Origin of the sequence: Bacillus sp. BF2-3 (assembly GCF_008368795.1) — a bacterium.
GTDB lineage: Bacteria > Bacillota > Bacilli > Bacillales > Bacillaceae_G > Bacillus_A > Bacillus_A cereus.
Window position 1 is genome coordinate 14,930 of record NZ_QOSA01000039.1, and the last position, 18,621, is coordinate 33,550.

The following is an 18,621-nucleotide window of genomic DNA, read 5'->3' on the forward strand; positions in this document are numbered from 1 at the left end:
TTTTTATGAATTCTTAAGATAGGATGTTGGTTGCAGAAAACTCATTGCAATTGTAAACTATCGTCCCATGTTTGACCAAATTATGAAAAACAGGATAAAACAGTAATCTCATATATTAAATAGATCGCAATATTGTTAAGAGGTCACAGTTTCACATAAATAGTATTCTCATATTAAATACATCCTATACAAAAAATTGTTAGTAGTGTTAAAAATATTTTCTGAGGGTTTCATGACCGTTTTTATAACGTTCATGAAACCCTCAGTGTGTGATAGTAACTTTCGTTACACTCATAAATCCCATTATAAAATTTTTCTATTTTTTTATAATTATATTGTAAAGCTAGAAATGAATTGATTTATTTTTTTAGTTAATCCTTGATTAATATATCTATTATGGAATATGCCATAATAATGAACAATTCATTCGTAAAACCTCTAAAATAAGTGCCTAAAGCATGCGATTAAATACAACTATAACTTTCACCTCATTACATTTTGCCTTCGACTCCAACGTTATTGAAATTATATCTAAGATACATCAAAAAATTATTGCCTTCTTTAGACTACATATGCCAGTTCAAAGTATCATTCGTTCTTCTGAAAAGAATACGTTTTGTTTTTATTAGCTAGTTTCTACTGTTGGAACAAATTTAGCTTTTTTATAAATAAAAAGACTTCTTTAATTCCTAATCCCACATCATTCTCAACAGAAGTACCAATTTTCATTAATTCTTTTATGTATCATTTAACAGTCGTACTAATTCATAGGCTTTGCAAACAGCGTTCCACTATAGATTATAGATATTTTTGTTTGATCACCTATTATAACCATATTTCCGTTCGTTTGTTTCTTTTGTAGAATTTTATTTTGTTTGGACTAGAGTAATTCATTTCAAAAAACATATGCTTATATCCATCGTACTTCTCTCCGGACTAAGATTTCTATCTTGAATCTCCTTATATAAAAAAAAGATTCTTTTAAATTACACTCATATTATCTCTTTACCAAAGCTTCTGCTCTATCCATCAAAAACATCCAATTAATTAATATGTAAATATGCAACTAAAAATTGATTCAAGTAGGCCCCATTACAAAATAACAACACCTAAATAACACTTCTAAAACGTTCATATAATAAAACTATTGTATTTAATGTAACTTAAGAAACTTAAATATATAATTTTGGTTAAAAAATTTGATGTCTTACCATAAAAATTTAGAGTTAATTTCAAAAATAAAACAAGAGCAATAAAGGTTATTCATTATCTATTTAAATATCTTACTTTTAAACTTTAAGCCAGCATTCCTGCGATTCTCCGTGAACGCATAGCGTTCACGGAGAATCAATTACTACATTCCTACTATAAACAGTAAAAGTATACCAACCAATCAGCAGCCTAGATATATAACCAATCCTAAATCATATTATATTAGTTGCTTCAGAAAGAAGTTTTATTTTTTTAAGTATGTTACCAATGGACTTCCTAAAAAAACACCTTTTCAACATAGCTTTATATTGCCGCTATGATCTAAGTATGTATGTAGAGACTACTTTGATATCTATGTGATTTTTTATATAGAAATACTTCAATTGAAATTCTTTACAGCCTATACAGACTTCTTTTTTTATTATTGAGCTCGAAAAATAAATTTATAGGTTTTATCATTACGTAAACCATTTTCTCTTTAAAACCACCTTTAAATGTTGCTATTACAATATTTAACGCTTTAAAAACGCCTAGTGTTCATCTGGTAAGTTCGCCAGATAAACACCATAATAACGTTTGTTTAGCAAATATATATGAATCTGTAATTAATCCTGTTCAATTTTTATATTCAAATCAAATTTCATAGATTCTCTATTCTTTTAAAGGAGTGCTGCAGATACAAATAGAACATATACAACAAAAATACATATTGTAACTTGATATGTAGAGAATTAATTTGCATACTACTTTTTTAGTCTTTTAGTTATAGTTATCATCAAAATACCCAAAAACAAACTTATATAATAGAAATTTCAGTTTAAAACCGTCTTTCAATGCGTTACTACACCAAAAAACATCTAATCTTCCAATCTCATTTCTTTTATCAGCTATTTGTTTATAAAAAACATTGAAATCGTTGATTTAAAGGGGGTTTAACGCATTAATAACGCCTAGCGTTCACATAATATCAAACACCGAAATAACACCTTTATAACGTTTATTCGGCTAACCATTTTAACTATTCAAGTATGTATAAGTCATATTCGTAATTAATCTTATTTGCATTCTAATTTTCTTCCTCCTGATTAAAATGTATACCTCATTCCACTAGATATCCCTTGGATTCCCAAAATATATCATCAATAGTCTATCCGTAAACCATAGAAACAACATGATATTTTAAAAGGCATCTTCGACAAACGTATTCCTCCCACCAATAACGCTTTTTATATTTTATGGATATTTAAAAGATATCTAATATATATCCAAAAATACAAAGGACCAGAAATATCCTGAAATAACCCAACCCATCTCGATTTATTATCTGGTTTATATTTATTTTATATCTATTTTATATTTTAATTATATTTTTTATTCATAAACCTTATAAAACCCTTGTTGTTAAAGGTTTTATAGGTTATAATATATTTATTAGATATAAATTAGAAATAAATTTCATAGAGGTGATGTATAATGGCAAGTTTAAAAGGCAAAACTCTTCATATAGACATAGAAGGTGATATTGGGAACGATTCATTTAAAGGTTACATCAATGGTGAATACATAAAAATGAAAAATGTATATCAAAGTGTTTACTCAATGCCTAATGTTACAGAGACAAACATCCAAAAAAACGTAGTTAATTTAGTAGATAATATGTTCGTGAATATTGCTAGTAAATCAATTCGAAGATCCGGGATGTATTTCATAGGAAATCGTGCGATGTTAACAGGTAAAAACCCTAAAAACATGAACATTAAAGTCGGTCAAAAATACAATGATGATTTACCACTAATTAATATGCTAGGATTAATCGCAAACAAATCAGTTCAACTTGAATGGGAACGAACAGAACAACTGCCACAATCAATCAATGTGACTGTTGACCTTATTTCAGCTATCCCAGCAAGCCAATGGACACCCGTAAACGCTAAACATTTAGAACAACGTTTTACTAATTCAAATCATGTTGTAGTGGTTTATGTAGGAGAAGAGCAGGTAACGGTGAGCTTAACATTTAATAGTGCAAACATCACACAAGAGGGTGTTCCTCCGTTATTTGCAATTCTTGAAGGGGAAGAGGAGATGTTTACTGATTTCACTAAACTATATGCAAAAAAACTTGAAATCAAAAAAATTGACGGCTCCTTCTTTAAAAACAAAAAGATTTTACATTCTGATATTGGGGATGGAACAACTGAGTATATCTATACAGTTGGCGTGAATCCTGTAATTGATGCTTGTAGCGGTGAAAGACGTGGTGTCGGTCATGCTACAGAAGAAGCTGTAAAATTATTAAATCAAGAACGTGGCACAAACATTAAACGCCAACAATTCTCTCAGATTCTTCAAGATATAGATCATAAATACCATGAAGAGGCAACAACCCACTTTAATATTACAAAAGTGGAACAAGCTGAACTAATCCTAGAAGATACAGATGAAAAATATGTAAACAATACAGCCAGTGAAGCTGAAGTTTTATGTGTGTATGGTGGGGGAAGTATTACTTTTAAAGATGAATTATATAATCAATTATTAGAGTATTGTGAGCGAGTTGGAATGTACTTATTGTGGATTCCAGAGAAATACGCTGTAGATATGAATGCTAAGGGGATGCAAATTATCAAGAAAATTCTTTCTCGAAAAAAGGTGAAATAGTATGTCCGACAAAAAAAGAGAATCCTTCTTCTGGAACCTCAAGAAGATTGAGAATGAAGAATTCTTTAAATGGTTCGAGTCACAAAGCAATATAGCCGATTCTTTGTATAAACTTGTTTGCTATTTTATTGATAAACACGGATTACAAGACGTGGCTGATTATAAGATACAGCAACAAATGCAAAAAGAAATTTTACTTCAAGATAAAGACTTTTTAAATGATGTTAAGCGTATACTTTTAAATAATTCAAACCTTACTATTCAAAAAGAAAGCCAAGCAAATGAAGAAGAGGTAGCCGATTCAAATAGAATAATCTCATCTAATGAAAAAAATTCTACTTCTAAAGATACACATATAGAAAATGAATCAACAGCTGAAAAAGCGGTACTTAAAGATGAATATGAAGACCTGGATACAGCCAATTTATTTGGTAACTAACGTTATAAATCCATGATAAAAAAGAAAATAGGGACTCTTTTTTATCATGGATTTAAGTTTTTCTACATCTTATCAATAATAATTTGTCTTTTATACGATACAGCCAATTTATTTGGTAACTAACGTTATAAATCCATGATAAAAAAGAGTCCCTAAAATAGGGACTCTTTTTTATCATGGATTTAAGTTTTTCTACATCTTATCAATAATAATTTGTCTTTTATACCACTGATTTAATTTATCTTTAGCCGTGCCTGAAAGGCGTTTTGTTTTCTTATTATAAAACCTAGAAAGGGTAGGTTGTGATATACCTATTTCTTTTGAAAGTTCTCGCATTGTAATATTTTTATTCATATGGAAGAATGATATTTTTTCTCTAATTGAATTTTCATAATCATCCACATCTAAAGTGTTATTTTCTATTTTCACTGGAGACTCTTCTTGTATGATCTCTACTGTTTTTTTCTTCGCTATTTTTTCTATTGAATTCATTAATTCTTTCGGCGGTAAAATTATTATACCTAACTGAGCATAATAGTTCTTAAACCAATTCTTCTTTGTTAACATTTCCTCTTTTAAATCTTCACTGTACTCCCAATGTGATATAACCTTTTCCTTCTCTAAATCAATAAGAACATTTTCTAACTGTTCACGAATACGATTTGGCTTTTGATTTTGATTTATACCCATGACAGCCAGTAATCCCTTATCTCCTCCTATAGAGTAAGGCCTTTTTAAACTAGAGAACATTTGACGAATTCTCCATTGCCAAGTTAAATAACGAATCAATCTCTTATGATATTTATGTCTATAACTATTATATTCTAACGCTTTTTTTGATAATAGTGCCGTTGTACTACTAGAACCATATAAATAACTTGATAAGAAGCTCCCTGGCTTAATCCTGCAAGATTCTATCCCCATATATTCGTTAGTGTTAGTATCTCTCCAGAGTACCACAGAATCTAATACAAAAAGCCTCTTTATAACTTCTCGCTTTACTTCATAATGTTTACCTGCTTCAGCTCGATCATTTAATACAACTACCTCATTATCATCATTTAAATAGATAAAAATACTTGCTAAGGCAGCAATACGTTTGGCAACCTTTATTTTATCTTCAGCTCGATAATATTCTGTGTTATTAGCCTTTGCTTTAGGTATGCTACACATTTCTAATACCTGATTATATGAAAAATCTATGAATTCATCAGGAGACTTTGCCTCTTTTAACCACTGAATAGTAATTGCATCTAAACAGTCAGCAGTTAAATCATCCATATTACTCATTACACCATCAACCAATGTATTCCAACGAGCAGCTTCTTCAATATTTATTAATCTTAAATCTTCATCTTTATGTGAAGATAGTTGTGCAACTCCACTACTATCTTTCGTTTCAATTGGATAAGATTTCAACTTTGTATTTTCATCTTCTTCAAATTGATTCTTTGCTATGCCATCTCTTAATTTATAATAAACCGCAGAATTATTCACTTCATAGTAATTCTCGTGCTCTAAACTTGTATTAGATTCCTTTGGTTCCTGCACGGTTTCATTGTTAGCTCTTGAAAACTCTTGCTCCACAAATAATCCTATCGCCACATCAATTTCAATTTGGTAAGCTTCTATGTTGGTGAATATTTCCAAAGAGGAGATTCCCTTTTTTTGTTGCTGTTCAAGCCACTGTACAAGCATTGAAAATGATGGGGAAAAATAGTCCGAAGTTACGATCCTACTAGTATCTTCTTTAACTTCTAAGTAATAAGCATTCCATTTATACCACAATTGTTCATTATGTTTATAGATAGGTGCTGATATTACTAATGCATCTTTAAACAATTGTAGAACATTATCCATATACATCCTTCTCCTTATTTAATTTACAATTGAGAATGATTTAAACTTAAATCTATATAGCCTTATGATGTTCCTATTCATGAAAATAAAAAAGAATACAGTAAGTTCTATCCAACCATCCTTTAGTGATAATCTAGCACGTATGCTTATAACCACTTCTTTTACTGATTATACAAGACTGTATCCATTTGGAAAAGGTAAGACGTTATAAGAAACCTAATATTTTTCAAGGAATTAGCTGAAACATGAAATTCTTTTGCGATATCATGTCCCTTTTGATTAAACATGAAAAAGCTAGGTTATTCATGTTTAAAAATTGCCCTTGTATATATGGTAATACTCATTAAAGTTTGCATACAAAGTGAAAATTTATAGCGGTATCATGTCCCTTTTGACTAAAACATGAAAAAATCGAGTCTTAAATGTTTCATGAAATTAAACTATATATTTTTTTCATAATCTTTTTTACCCTTGATACAAAAGGGTTTCTTCTATATTCAAGGTATGAAACAAGAAAATTTATAGCGGTATCATGTCCCTTTCTTGTTTCATAAATCCTCCTAAACCCCTTATATACCATACATTTATACAACATCTTCTCAAATTTCAGGGAATTATAAAACATGAAAATTTATAGCGGTATCATGTCCCTTTCTATCTAAAAAGATGAATCACTCCTAGCGGTATCACGTTCCTTTTATAAATACCAAATTTCATATAAATCCCTTTAATATCAATGTTTATTGATGATTTTCATATGAATTATAATAAATAGAAATATGAAAATCCACAGCCCTATGATGTCCCTTATATTTTTTTGAAAATAAGCTTCCAACCCCATTAGAACAACGTTTATTAGGATTTTACAACTCATTTTCTTATATATTCGGAACATGAAAATCCATAGTGATATCATGTCCATAAAAAAAATAGGACAAAACCCGAAACCCCTTGATATGAAAGGGATTAACGTATATTTCATTTTTTCATGTTGGCTCTTAAAGGGGCCCATTTCATCAAATTTTGATTTGCTATAATTAAAATCGGTATATTTTATATTGTGCGGATATGTATATTTTAATTTGTATAGGAGGTGAAAAAGATGAGCAAATCATTTGTTATTCGTAATCAACGTAGTCTAGATGGACAATCTACTAATGCGGTTATAGTTACATTAAAATCTTGGCAAGCACTTGTTGATGCATTGGAAGGAAAATACTATAGCTATAAAGATACATACCTTGAAGATATTATTAATCAAATGTCGTATGAAGAACGTATTGCGGATATCGATGGATTTGTTGCACAAGCAAAGCCATCTTTTTCACGTCATACTATTTCAAAGACAATGGGAAGAAAACATAAATTGTACGGTATTACAAATGCAGATCTTGAAGTATTTCTTTACCTACATAAAAAATGCTATACGAATGGTATTATTCCAAACGTAACAGTACATATGCTTTGGGAAGACTATAAGCAATACAAAGAAGAATTGGCATGTATACAGCATTCTCAATTCTATATTGCATTAAAAAAATTAAGCCTACATAACATTATTACGATTGAAAATGAATTAGATAGTCGATACACAATTAAAATAACTCATTTTATGAATGAAGAAACAGAAAAAGCAAATCCTTATGTTTACATTAGTCCTGTAGTCTTTACAAAAGCTTTCTTTGAACTTTCAGTAGCATCTAAGAAGCTATTCTTAGATATTGCTATGCAACAGCATAGAGAAACTACATTAAAACGTTCTTTAGACAAACAGGATGAAAGAGGTAATAAGACTCACTTTGGTGGGATGTACCGCTTTCTACATAAGAAGTATCCACATCAAATTCGTGCAGTTATGAAAGAACTAACGACTGTATTGCCTTGTACAGGAACTCCACTATTCAAAATCTGTAAACTACAAAAAGGGGTTCAAAACAAGAAAAAATACACGACTTTATTTTTATCTATTCATCCAGACTTCTTATGTGGAAAAGAATCAGGCGAACTACAGTATCGTGATCCTTTTACTCCAAAGGTTACGTATGCCCGTAAAGCCCGATTTATTGAATCTACACTACAAGAAATGCATATTGGGGAATTTACACGAGACATGAATAAATTTATTCATGTACTTAAAAATACCTGTCATCGACAAATCCGTAGTGTAATACATAGTTTGCGTGACATGATTGATCGCACTGAAAAATATCCAAGTAAGTTAGTATATACACTGAAAAAATTACTGAATCAAACATCACAGTATCATATTCTTGATACCGCAGCTAAAGAAGGGATTTATCCTCTTATTACACAGCACGTACCAGCAAAACAAAAAGAACAAGCTATATTTGATTTCGGATTGCATTTCTCTATGTACTCTCGCCGAAGCATCAAGAAGCTGTTCCGTAAAACATTTGAGTTATTAAAGAACAAATTTGCCGTACCTGTTACAGAGGAATCTTACCATCGTAATTATCTAAGATATCAAGAAGAAACATTATTTAGAAAATACGCTTATGAACAAGGTGCAAATCTAAATGCTTATATGGCTTTAGAAATAGAAATGCGTGAACTTCTAAAAATAAAAGGACATAAAGAACGCTTTATTCCTAGTGATGTACGTGAATTGTTCATTGAAAAGATAGATAAATTACCAAAAGAAAAGCTAAGGGTAATTGAAGTACCTGGTAGCATAAATTTAATTACCTTTATACGTGCGTTGGAACAGCTGATACGTGCTGGGATTCAAGTAACATCAACTGAACAGGTATTAAAAGTAATGGAAGAAATGTAATCATTTTCAGCTCTCTATATTTGAAAAAAAATCAAAGTAGAGGGCTATTCGTGTTGGTTCTATCATTCAAAGTCTTTCTATTAGACCCATTTATATACTTTTTTAAAAGATTCTATTGAAAATAGAATCTTTTTTTATGCACTTCTATACAATAAAAATTATTCATCATTCTTAATTTCCACAATAGTAACTTGAAAAGGCATCCAATACCTATATAAATAAAGATTTTACTCTACATAAAATCATAAGAAAAATTATATTTTTAGTGGATATGTATATAAAAAGTATCATTTGTGAATAAAAATATCATACTATTGTTGCTATATAAGGGTTCTATAAGTAAATCTACTAAAATTCATCAAGTTTTATGTGATTAAATATTAATAACTGAATTAAGTGGATTAAATAATGATCATTGTGTATAGATTGTGTACAAATGACTACAAATTGGGGACAAATATCGAGAATGTCTTCTTATTTACGAATGAATAAATATACTCATCACTGAATTATTTTTCTTCATTTTTTATGTAGGTATAGTGGTATTTTTTTATGATTTTATGTAGAAAGGATGATACAACAAAGTCTATTTTCACACTCCCATTACATACCATTTATGATTTTTTACAGTAGGGTATGTTAAAAACATTGTCATATCAGGCCTTATTCTATATTTTATGAACCTATAAAAGTTTTATCTTTATATTTTTAATATATATAAGATATATATTTATATAAGATTTTAAGAAAAGGGGGAATATTTTAGAGAGGATGGGGACAAACAAAATATTTTTAAATAAAAAAATAATGTATATTATATATACTAATGTTTTCAAAATTTATTAATAAAAAGTTCTAACTACTATACGCATAAAATACTACTAGATAAATTACATATAAGTGTTAAATGTCTTCTTTAGTAGAGTTATCACAACAAAGAGATTTACATACTATAACAAATTAATAATCCTTTACAAGAAGATGAATTACTGTTGCTTTAGGAAATTAATAGTTATAAACTTATAGGCAAAGTCGAGATCCTCGCTATAAGTTTGTAAAAATAGAGTATAAATTTATTATACTTTATTAAATTTTTTATACATGAATAGGAGTGATATTTATGCAACTAAAAAATGTAACACCTATGGGATTAAATGATGATGTATTCAAAACAATTATTAATAAAACTGAAAATACATTTCCATCATTTTTTTTCATTAATCCGTCAGGTAATGTTGTCATACCAAAATATTTGAACAAGGATATTTGTATGTATGCAGTTTTCGGTGAAACAATGGTTATAATTGATAATGAAATTGAGATATTAAGGCATCAACAAATATTGTATTTTAATGCTGAGGTGTACATTGAATTGAGAAATAATACAACTGAGAATGTAATTGTATATATTGATGGTGTAAATAAGTAATTATTGATTAGAATTATTATAAATATTTGTGAAATACTTCACAAAAAATACACAATAAAAAATAGTCATTTCATGTATAGTAGGAGTAGTTGAAAATTTCATATCATTATTTGTGAAATACTTCACATGATTTAAGCTTTTACTTAATAGGCAAGATGAAAACAATAAGTTCCAACATTTTAAATCTATTTTTATAGTGATCTGGAGGCTTTAATATGACAAACAAGACAGATGAAAAAGAAGTACAAGCAATGGTCAACGTAGTAATTAAAGATGAAAATGATGTACAAGAAGTTGTTAATACTTTAGTTGAAAATGGAAAAGAAGCACTAAAAGCACTAGAATCTTATACGCAAGAGCAAGTAGATCATATTGTTCATGAAATGGCACTATCTGGATTAGATCAACATATGCCATTAGCAAAAATGGCAGTTGAGGAAACTGGTCGAGGTGTGTATGAGGATAAATGTACAAAAAATATATTTGCGACTGAATATATTTGGCATAGCATAAAAAAAGATAAAACTGTAGGAATTATTCATGAAGATCCACATGAAGAAGTCATTGAAATTGCCGAACCAGTAGGTGTAGTTGCTGGTGTGACACCAGTAACGAACCCTACTTCAACTACTATGTTTAAAGCAATTATTGCAATGAAAACAAGAAATCCAATTATTTTCGCTTTTCATCCATCTGCTCAGCGATGCTCTGTTGCAGCGGCTAAAATATTAAGAGATGCTGCAATTAAGGCAGGGGCACCGGAGAATTGCATTCAATGGATCGAAAAACCTTCTGTTGAGGCAACAAAAAGATTAATGAACCATGAGGGGGTTGCACTTGTTCTTGCAACCGGGGGTGCTGGAATGGTTAAATCAGCATATTCTACAGGGAAACCGGCCTTAGGAGTAGGACCTGGGAATGTACCTTGTTATTTAGAGAAATCAGCACATGTAAAACGAGCTGTAAACGATTTAATTTTATCAAAAACATTTGATAATGGTATGATTTGTGCTTCTGAACAAGCAATCATTGTAGATAAAGAAATCTATAATAGTGTAAAAAAAGAAATGCAAGACAACAATTGTTATTTTGTTACCGAAGAAGAGAGAATAAAATTAGAGAAGCTTGTTATTAATGAAAATACATGTGCAGTAAATAGTGATATCGTTGGGAAATCAGCACATTATATTGCATCATTAGTAGGCATTAAGGTACCAGAAGATACAAAAATACTTGTAGCTGAAATTAAGGGAGTGGGTGCAGAATATCCACTATCACGTGAAAAATTGAGCCCAGTATTAGCTTGTATCAAAGCAAATTCACGAGAAGAAGGATTTAAATACTGTGAAGAAATGTTAAATTTAGGTGGCTTAGGGCATTCAGCGGTTATTCATTCTACAAATAAAGAAGTACAAAAACAATTTGGTTTAAGAATGAAAGCTTGTCGCCTTATTGTAAATTCACCGTCAGCACAAGGTGGGATTGGTGATATATATAACGCATTTATTCCATCTTTAACATTAGGTTGTGGATCATACGGTAAAAATTCTGTTTCTCAAAACGTAACAGCTACACATTTAATTAATGTAAAGCGTTTGGCGAATAGAAAAAATAATATGCAATGGTTCAAATTACCACCTAAGGTTTTTTTTGAAAAACATGCGACACAATATTTAGCTAAGATGCCAAACATTTCACGAGCATTCATTGTAACGGATCCAGGAATGGTAGAACTGGGATATGTGGATACAGTTACACATTACTTACAACAGCATTTAAATGATGTAAAAGTAGGTGTTTTCTCAGAGGTAGAACCAGATCCATCAGATGAAACAGTATTCAAGGGTGCTGAGATGATGAGAAGCTTCAAACCTGATGTAATTATTGCATTGGGCGGAGGCTCAGCAATGGATGCAGCAAAAGGAATGTGGCTATTTTATGAATATCCAGAAACAAAATTCTTTGGAATCAAACAAAAGTTTTTAGATATTAGAAAACGTACATGTAAATTTCCAACACTAGGGCAAAAAGCACAATTTGTTGCGATTCCAACAACATCAGGAACAGGGTCAGAAGTGACACCATTCGCGGTTATTACAGATAAAAAAAATAATATAAAATATCCACTTGCTGATTATGAATTAACACCAGATGTAGCGATTATTGATCCACAGTTTGTAATGACAGTGCCACCTCATGTAACAGCAGACACTGGAATGGATGTGTTAACACATGCAATTGAAGCATACGTGTCTATTATGGCAAATGACTATACAGATGGATTGGCCTTAAAAGCCATTGATCTCGTATTTAAATATTTACCGAGAGCATATAAAAATGGAAATGATGAAGAAGCACGTGAGAAAATGCATAATGCTTCTGCAATTGCAGGTATGGCTTTTGCAAATGCATTTCTGGGTATTAATCATAGTTTGGCGCATAAGCTTGGACCAGAATTTCACATTCCACATGGACGTGCTAACGCAATCTTAATGCCGCATGTAATTCGCTATAATGCTATTAAGCCAAGAAAACATGCATTGTTCCCAAAATATGAGCATTTTGTGGCAGATGAACGTTATGCATATATTGCAAGAACATTGGGGCTGCCAGCAAGTACAGTAGAAGAAGGGGTAGAATCTCTGGTACAAGCAATTATCAGCCTTGGAAAAGAATTGAATATTAATATGAGTATTGCAGGACAAGGAGTAAAACAAGAAGCATTTGAAAATGTTGTGGATGTTTTATCGGAAAGAGCATTTGAAGATCAATGTACACCAGCAAATCCGAAACTTCCATTGATTTCAGAATTAAAAGAAGTATATAAACAAGCATATAAAGGTGTGTAATAAGTTAAGTAGGTATAACTTTTTTAGTTCATAGATTTTGTATTTGATATTTGTAAATATATTGTATATGGGTGTTAAGGGGAAATAAATATTATAAAGAGCTGTGTTCTAAATAGAGCATCTAACAAAAATGCTGCCTAGATGACCTGTATGTAGGTAAGACGGGATTGTACAAAAACTATGTCTAATTATAAGAAGTTAAATCAAGTAATTGAAAAAAAAGAAGAATTAATATCGCTTGTTAAGCAGTATGGATTCACTCATGAAAAGGTAATTTGTTATAGTAGAGAATTAGATTTATTACTAAATGATTTGATGAAATCTAATAGAAATAATAAGTAAATCAAATTTATATAAAAAAGCAATAAAATATAAATATTTAAGATATATTTAAAATAAAAAGCACTCCCCTATAAATAGGAGAGTGCTTTTTTATCTTAATTTCATCTATTTTAGGAGGGATTTTTTAAATGCTAAAAACTTATGCGTGATAAATCTCACAACAAAAATGCACATATAATTTTACAATATAGTATGTAAGTTGATGGGAGGCTTTCTTTTTGATAAATCGTGATTATAATAAAAACCCATTTATTGTAATATGGGAGTTAACAAGAGCATGCGAATTAAAATGTCTACATTGTCGTGCTGAAGCTCAGCATTATCGCGATCCTTTTGAGTTAACATTAGAAGAAGGAAAAAAACTAATTGATGATATATATGAAATGGATAATCCGATGCTGGTTTTTACTGGTGGGGATCCATTAATGCGTTCGGATATATATGATATTGCTGAATACGCGGTGAAGAAAGGTATTCGGGTTTCCATGACCCCCAGTGCTACTCCAAAGGTTACTAAAGAAGCGATTAAAAAAGCAAAAGATGTTGGGATTGCTAGATGGGCATTTAGTATAGATGGACCAACAGCTGAAGTACACGATCATTTTAGAGGAACAGAGGGGTCATTTAAATTAACAATGGATGCAATTCATCATTTAAATGAATTAAAAATCCCTATTCAAATTAATACAGTTGTTTCTAATTATAATTTGAGTGTACTTAAAGATATGGCAAATTTAGTAGAAGAATTAGGTTGTGTGTTGTGGAGTGTATTTTTCTTAGTCCCAACAGGACGTGGTAAAGAGAAAGATATGATTTCACCAATTCAACATGAAAGAGTGTTCCGATGGCTATATCAGCTTAGTAAAACTGTTTCTTTTGATATAAAAACCACAGCTGCTCAGCACTATAGACGCGTTGTTCTTCAAGAAAAAATGAAGGGAATTAAAAAGATAAATCAAATTATTCAATATAGAGATGTACTGATGGAAGGAATGACGGACGGATTTAATGAATTTGGACGCGCTCCAAAAGGAGTAAATGATGGAAATGGAGTTGTATTTATTTCTCATATTGGAGATGTATACCCAAGTGGGCTATTGCCGATTAAAACCGGGAATATTAAATCAACACCGATAGCTGAAATTTATCGAAACTCTCCTGTTTTTCAAAGTCTTCGTAATCCAGACAATTATAAAGGCAAATGCGGTGTTTGTGAGTTTCGATATGTTTGTGGGGGATCTCGTTCTAGGGCATTTGCGATGACGGGGGATTACATGGAAAGCGAACCTTTTTGTGTATATGTTCCAAGAGCATTGCAAAAAAAGTGTAAGAATTGAGCATGGACCTTTTTACAAATTTTTTTATTGTGTATTTCCAATATTTATGAGCAAATACTTTCTGCTCATAAATATTGGATTAGTGATAACGAATAATCGAAAAAAATCAAGGAAATTATATTTATTTTAGGCGTATAATACGTTGATTTGAGCTTCCGCAAAATGGAAGAGTCAAATCTCTTTTTTCAATTTCAAATCTTCCATCAACTAAAACATCCCCATAATGTAACAGCTCAATCATATCTTTGTTTTGTGAATTCTGTATCTCTTCTAGTGTATAGCCAGTGTAAATCCAAAGATTTTTGTTTAAGCTTTTTACGGCTTTTGCAACTTCTTTGACCTCGATAGCTTGAAAAAATGGGTCACCCCCTGAAAATGTTACATCAGTGAGAGGATTTTTGGAAATTTCTTTTATAATTTCTTTCACACTCATCTCGGTACCATTATAAAGATTCCATGATTTGGGGTTATGGCAACCTAAACAATGATGTGGACAACCGGCAAAAAACACAACTGTTCGTAGCCCTTCACCATCTACTACACTATCATGAATAATATTCATTACCTTCATTTATGTTTCACACGATCTGCTTCTTCACTACGCTTTGCATTGTTCCATTTTGACATGTCCCCTACAAGATATCCAGTAATACGGCGAATTCTTTCAATATGATGATCTTCTATATTTCCACAGCTAGGGCACTCATTTTCAATCACTCCATTATAGTCACAACATTTACAACGATCCACTGGGTGATTAATTGAACCATATCCTACTTCATACTGAGCCATTGCTTGAACAATCTGTTTTAAAGCCATTTGATTATGTGCTGCCGCTCCATCTAGTTCAATATAAGTAATATGACCACCGTTGCAAAGAGCATGAAACGGTCCTTCTAAACGTATTTTATTAATTGCTTGAATAGGATAATAAACTGGAATATGAAATGAATTTGTATAGTAATCATGATCGGTTACACCTGTAATAGTTCCAAACTCAGCACGATCCTTTTTGATGAACTTCCCTGATAGTCCCTCGGCAGGAGTTGCAATTAAGGTAAAATTCAAGCAATGCTCTTTTGTTGCTTGGTCCATCTTATTTCTCATAAAGGTAACAATTTCTTTTCCAAGTTGCCATGAATCTTTATCTTCCCCATGGTGTTTTCCTGTTAAGGCAACCAAGCATTCCGCAAGTCCAATAAAACCAAGGCTCAATGTTCCTTGCTTTAAAATCTCAGTAACTGAGTCTTCTGGTTGTAGTTTTTCTCCATTGCGCCAAATCCCTTGTGAATATAGGAATTGAAAATCTCTTGCTTTTTTTGTACATTGATATGAATATCTTTCTAGCAATTGACGAATGCCAAGTTTGATATAATGATTTAACGATTTGAAAAACCCTTCTTTTGAATCATTTATTAAAGCCAATTTTACTAGATTAATAGAGGTAAATGATAGATTTCCTCTGCCAATTGCTGTCTCCTCACCATGAATATTAGACATCACACGAGTACGACACCCCATATAACATACTTCACTTTCTGGGTGCCCATTATAATACGCTGCATTAAATGGCGCATCTAAAAATGAAAAGTTAGGGAACAATCGCTTCGCTGTTGTTTCTAATGCAAGTTCAAATAAATCATAATTTGGATCTTTTTCTTCAAAATTTACACCTTTTTTTAACTTAAAAATTTGAATGGGGAAAATAGGCGTTTCGCTTTTTCCTAATCCCGCTTGTGTTGCCTGTAGTAATTGTTTAATTAATAGTCTTCCTTCCTTTGATGTGTCCGTTCCGTAATTAATTGAAATAAACGGAACTTGTCCACCACCACGGCTATGCATACTATTGGAATTATGAATAAATGCTTCACATGCTTGATATGTATCGTTTTCTGTTTCTCTCCATGCAAACACTTCGATTTGTTCCTTTGTTAGCGGATAGTCTATTAACTTTTTCTTGTTTTTTTCAAATGTTTTCCTCACATAGGGTGCTAAATCTATATCAAACATGGCAAGAGATTGCCCACCATGCTGCATATTTTGATTAGCTTGAAGAATAATAGACGAGAGTGCTAATGCACTTTTAATATCTTGTGGTTGTCTCATATGGCCATGTCCAGTGTGGAACCCTTTTTTCAGCAATTGTGCTAAAGGGATTTGTGAACACGTGGTTGTTCCTGTTGCATAAAAATCTAAATCGTGTGGGTATAAAATATTTTGATTAATAGCTTCTTTTACTTGTTTAGAAAGCAAATGTTCCCATCATTCCCATTGGAGATCGACCATCAACATTTGCATTTTCTTGCATTAAGTCTTGATCGTTACTTTTTATAATTTTATGAAAAGTTGTCCATAAATTACTTTTTTGCTGTTTTAAATTGTCTGAGGTGTTCATGAAATCCACTCCTTTTCAATATGTGGTACTCAATATCGATAAATGATACTATATATAGTTTTTTTCTGCAATGGTACTAATAAATGAAGTATGTGATCTTTTCTATTTAGAAGAGATTAAATCTAGAAGTTTATCGTATTATCTTGCTCATAAAAAATGAAAAGATATAGAATGATTCAATTATTTATAGATAAAAATTCTTTTGTTTTAGGTTCAAAGAGTGAGGTTATCAATAGAGAGTAAAAACACAATGAAGAATGTTTTATTCTATAAAATAAAAGGTATAAAAATAGAATGCAGTGATTTCACTCACAGTATTTTTTAAAAACATAGTTTATCTTATAAGGGAAGAGTGAGTATGAGAAATTCATTATATTTTACTATTTGGGATGGGTATTCCCTAAATTGGTGGAGTATGATTACCAGTGGGGGGATTCTCTCACTGGTAAAGTTTTTTATCTATAAATTTAATGATATATATGCTACTTATTATCATTCTTACGTAACATTTTGATAAAAAATTAAATGTGAGGTGTGGAAGAATGAAGTTAATTATTCCAAAGCAGCATGGAGCCTGGGGAATGCTGCTTATTCCATTTGTTTTAGGTATTTTAACTGGTAAATGGACATGGTATCATATACCTCTTTTTTTAGCGTGGTTTTTTGTGTATTTAGCTACATATCCCTTATTAATGTATGTAAAACAGCCGCGAAAGAAGTATTATTTATATTATTTTTTTCTTTACTTTGGTGAGGCTTGTATATGTACAGCTATTGCTCTTAGTTATGAATGGCGTATAGTTTACTTTTCTATTATTATGCTCCCGTTTTTTTGTATAAACATTTATTTTTCTAGCAAAAAAAATGAACGAGCCTTATTAAATGATGTATGTGCAATTCTTTTGTTTTGTATAGGGGGCATTATAAGTTATTACTTCACAATGAAATCAGTCGATAAAAATATTTTGATAATAGCGACTATAACATTTTTATATTTTATAGGAAGTACGTTTTATGTAAAAACAATGATACGTGAAAAAAAGAATCCAACGTATCGCATTCTGTCATGGTGGTACCATTTATTACTTGTGATTGTTACGCTTATTTTATCACCAACGATTACCATTATTTTTATCCCAAGTTTGATACGGTCTATAGTACTGTATGGAAGGAATATTTCAATCTTAAAGGTGGGGATTTTAGAGAGTATAAATGCTATTTACGTTTTTATTACAACAATAATAGTATTTAAATATTATATCTCGTAAAGACTAATAATAATTCATATTGTTTATTTTATATT

The 18,621-nt window shown here is 30.9% G+C and carries 10 protein-coding genes and 1 pseudogene; 8 read left to right on the forward strand and 3 right to left on the reverse strand.

Going from position 1 to position 18,621, the window contains the following annotated elements; translation table 11 throughout:
* Positions 1-2,685 precede the first annotated feature (2,685 nt).
* Positions 2,686-3,873 carry a ParM/StbA family protein gene (locus DN401_RS24505; RefSeq protein WP_000157618.1) on the forward strand — a complete coding sequence of 396 codons (1,188 nt, stop codon included), beginning with the start codon at positions 2,686-2,688 and terminating at the stop codon, positions 3,871-3,873.
* A 1-nt stretch (position 3,874) separates the two neighbouring features.
* A complete protein-coding gene (locus DN401_RS24510) occupies positions 3,875-4,312 on the forward strand; it encodes a hypothetical protein (RefSeq protein ID WP_061660634.1) in 438 nt (145 codons plus the stop codon).
* Between the two features lie 192 nt (positions 4,313-4,504).
* On the opposite strand, the gene DN401_RS24515 is transcribed toward DN401_RS24510, so the two are convergent.
* Positions 4,505-6,172 (reverse strand): helix-turn-helix domain-containing protein, encoded by a 1,668-nt coding sequence (locus DN401_RS24515; protein ID WP_098023422.1) that lies wholly within the window; start codon positions 6,170-6,172, stop codon positions 4,505-4,507.
* Between the two features lie 1,102 nt (positions 6,173-7,274).
* On the opposite strand from DN401_RS24515, the gene DN401_RS24520 reads away from it, so the two are divergent.
* The 5 genes from DN401_RS24520 (at position 7,275) to DN401_RS24540 (ending at position 14,923) form a co-directional block, all read left to right on the forward strand.
* Entirely contained in the window at positions 7,275-8,966 is a 1,692-nt protein-coding gene (locus tag DN401_RS24520; protein WP_065705696.1) for a hypothetical protein, read from the forward strand.
* Positions 8,967-10,086: 1,120 nt separating this feature from the next.
* The gene (locus DN401_RS24525; protein WP_001176239.1) at positions 10,087-10,395 is read left to right on the forward strand and encodes a hypothetical protein; all 309 of its coding nucleotides are present in this window, start codon (positions 10,087-10,089) and stop codon (positions 10,393-10,395) included.
* A 251-nt stretch (positions 10,396-10,646) separates the two neighbouring features.
* Positions 10,647-13,244, forward strand: coding sequence for a bifunctional acetaldehyde-CoA/alcohol dehydrogenase (gene adhE / locus DN401_RS24530; RefSeq protein WP_149288009.1), 2,598 nt, complete (start codon positions 10,647-10,649; stop codon positions 13,242-13,244).
* Positions 13,245-13,424: 180 nt separating this feature from the next.
* Positions 13,425-13,586, forward strand: a complete 162-nt coding sequence (locus DN401_RS24535) for an aspartyl-phosphate phosphatase Spo0E family protein (RefSeq protein ID WP_080451699.1) — start codon at positions 13,425-13,427, stop codon at positions 13,584-13,586.
* 218 nt (positions 13,587-13,804) lie between these two features.
* Positions 13,805-14,923 (forward strand): TIGR04053 family radical SAM/SPASM domain-containing protein, encoded by a 1,119-nt coding sequence (locus DN401_RS24540; RefSeq protein ID WP_149288003.1) that lies wholly within the window; start codon positions 13,805-13,807, stop codon positions 14,921-14,923.
* Between the two features lie 121 nt (positions 14,924-15,044).
* Here DN401_RS24540 and nrdG read toward each other — a convergent pair whose 3' ends face one another.
* A complete protein-coding gene (gene nrdG / locus DN401_RS24545) occupies positions 15,045-15,494 on the reverse strand; it encodes an anaerobic ribonucleoside-triphosphate reductase activating protein (RefSeq protein WP_061664427.1) in 450 nt (149 codons plus the stop codon).
* Positions 15,491-17,318: pseudogene (locus DN401_RS24550) on the reverse strand (anaerobic ribonucleoside triphosphate reductase). Before DN401_RS24550 ends, nrdG begins: the two are co-directional and overlap by 4 nt.
* Positions 17,319-17,860: 542 nt before the next feature.
* Here DN401_RS24550 and DN401_RS24555 point away from each other — a divergent pair.
* Positions 17,861-18,586 carry a YwiC-like family protein gene (locus tag DN401_RS24555; RefSeq protein ID WP_149288004.1) on the forward strand — a complete coding sequence of 242 codons (726 nt, stop codon included), beginning with the start codon at positions 17,861-17,863 and terminating at the stop codon, positions 18,584-18,586.
* The last annotated feature ends 35 nt before the right edge of the window (positions 18,587-18,621 follow it).